Origin of the sequence: Mesorhizobium sp. M4A.F.Ca.ET.020.02.1.1, assembly GCF_004022645.1 — a bacterium.
Classification (GTDB): domain Bacteria; phylum Pseudomonadota; class Alphaproteobacteria; order Rhizobiales; family Rhizobiaceae; genus Mesorhizobium.
Genome location: NZ_RZOI01000909.1, coordinates 1 through 2067 on the forward strand (window position 1 = coordinate 1; position 2067 = coordinate 2067).

Annotated in this window: 2 protein-coding genes; both read right to left on the minus strand. The window is 67.7% G+C overall.

Features of this window, described 5'->3' with window-relative positions; all coding sequences use genetic code 11:
* Positions 1-26: 26 nt before the first annotated feature.
* Positions 27-1421 (minus strand): MotB family protein, encoded by a 1395-nt coding sequence (locus EN742_RS32915; RefSeq protein ID WP_128333771.1) that lies wholly within the window; start codon positions 1419-1421, stop codon positions 27-29.
* Positions 1418-2044, minus strand: coding sequence for a hypothetical protein (locus EN742_RS32920; RefSeq protein WP_127406822.1), 627 nt, complete (start codon positions 2042-2044; stop codon positions 1418-1420). The genes EN742_RS32915 and EN742_RS32920 overlap by 4 nt, the downstream gene beginning before the upstream one ends.
* Positions 2045-2067 lie beyond the last annotated feature (23 nt).

Sequence of the window (2067 nt, forward strand, 5' to 3'; positions counted from 1 at the left end):
GGCGCGGCCGATGACGGTCGCACCTCTCATCCGCCCGTCGCCATCAGGATCTCGATACGCCGGTTGGCGGCCGCCAGCGGATCGGCCGCATCCTTCGGCTGGCGGTCGGCGAAGCCCGCGACCTCGGTGATGCGGCGCTCGTCGACGCCGCCGCGCACCAGCATGTAATAGGCCGAATGCGCGCGCGCGGTGGACAGGCGCCAATTGTCGTAGGTGTCGCTGCGGAACGGCCGTGAATCGGTATGGCCGTTGATGCTGATCGTGCCTTTCTGGCTGTTGACTATGCGGCCGATCTTCTCCATGGCCAGCACCAGCTCGCGGCGCGGCAAGGCCGAGCCGATCTCGAACATGCCGAAATCCAGCTGGTCGGTGATCGAGATGACGACGCCCTTGTCGGTCGCTTCGACCGAGACGCCGTCATGCAGCTTGTCGCCGGGCTTGAAGGCTTCCGCCAGCTGCTGCTTGACCTCGGCCGCGGCCTGGACCGTAGGGGCGCTCGGCGCCTTTTCGCCGGCATCGGGCTTTGATGCCGCCTCGGCCTTCGCGGCTTCCAGCTTCGCGGCCTCGGCCTTCTCCTCGCCCTTGGCGGCTTCGCTTGTCGCGGCTTCGCCCTTCGCGGCCTCACTCTTCGCCGCTTCGGCCTTTGCCGTCTGCGGCTTGGCGTTCGCTTTGTCGGGAGCCGTTTTCGCCAGGGGTTCGAGCGGCGCGTCGATCACCGGCGGCGCCGGAGGCACAGCCTTGACCTTCGGCACCTGAGTCTCAGCGACCTTTTCGCCAGGCTTTGCTGGATCGCCATCGATCTTGGCGCGCTCGGCGCTTGCCTCGGCGCCGGGCGCGGCAACCTGCTGCGACCAGAAGTCCGGCGCGAAGGGATCGCGGTAGGAGTCGCCGCCGGAAGCGCCGGTCGCGGGGCCGGCATTCTGCGCGCCGCCTTCGCCCTTGGCGCTGACATTCTGCATCACACCGGTATCGGTGGCGATCTCCGACAGCACGGCGTACGGATCGGCAAACAAATGTTCGTCGGAAAGGTCGGAGTTCTGCGAGGCTTCCTTCGTCTGCCTGCGATCCGAGGATCCGGCCCCGCCCTTGCCGTCCTCGCCGGCCTTGCTGGCGCCGTCCTGCGGGTTGTCGGCCGTCAGCCCGACCTTGCTCGGACCGTCGCCGAGGTCCTCCAGGCCCTTGCGGCTGGAATTGCGGTCGATCAGCTCGACCGGATTGAAGTAGCTGGCGACGGCCGCCTTGGTCTGCTCGTTGGCGGCATTGATCAGCCACATGACCAGGAAAAAGCACATCATGGCGGTCATGAAGTCGGCGAAGGCGATCTTCCAGACGCCGCCATGATGACCGTCGTCGTGACCGTCATGATTGCGCTTGACGATGATGATCTCGTGCCTGGCCTCACCGGCATCGACAGCGCTCATGAGAGAACCTCGGACAGCGAAGCCGACCACTCGGCGATGCGCGTCTCGAACACCGCCTCGTCGATGACGACGGCCAGGTCGAAGCCGGGCGACTCGACGAAATCGAGCTGGGAGGCGCGCGTGCCGAGCGAGGCCGCCAGCGTTTCGAACAGGGACAGCGGACCGCGCACGGCGATGCGCACCGCCTCGGAGTCGGCGACGGCCTCGCGGATCGTGCGCGCAAGCGCGTCCAGAGAGCGCTTCTGCAGGTCATCGCTGACCATGCCGCCGATGATGCGGGCAAGGGTGGCGCCGACGAGTTCGGTGACACGCGCCTCCATGGCATCGATGCGCGTGGCGACGGCCTGGCCGACATCGCCGCCGAAGCCTTCGAGAAAGACCTTTGCCTCGTCGGCGTTGGCCTGGCGCTCGGCGTCGAGCGCGGCGTGGTGGGCAGCGGCGAGGCGCGCCTCGAGCGCCGTTTCCGCATCGGCGACCGCTTCGGCGATCAGGGTGCCGATGTCTGCCTGAGGCGCGGGTTCGTCCGGCTTGCGTTCGGGTTCGGCCGCGGCCTGCGGCTGACCGGCGCGGGGACTGCGGGTTCCGAAATCGGGCAGAAGATCGAAGAGGGCTGCTGAGGGCATGGTCTATCCGGCGACTTCCTGGG

What these genes read in the sequence shown, in the direction of transcription:
- EN742_RS32915 (WP_128333771.1), bottom strand. Translation starts at nt 1,421, where the DNA reads ATGAGCGCTGTCGATGCCGGTGAGGCCAGGCACGAGATCATCATCGTC.
- EN742_RS32920 (WP_127406822.1), bottom strand. Translation starts at nt 2,044, where the DNA reads ATGCCCTCAGCAGCCCTCTTCGATCTTCTGCCCGATTTCGGAACCCGC.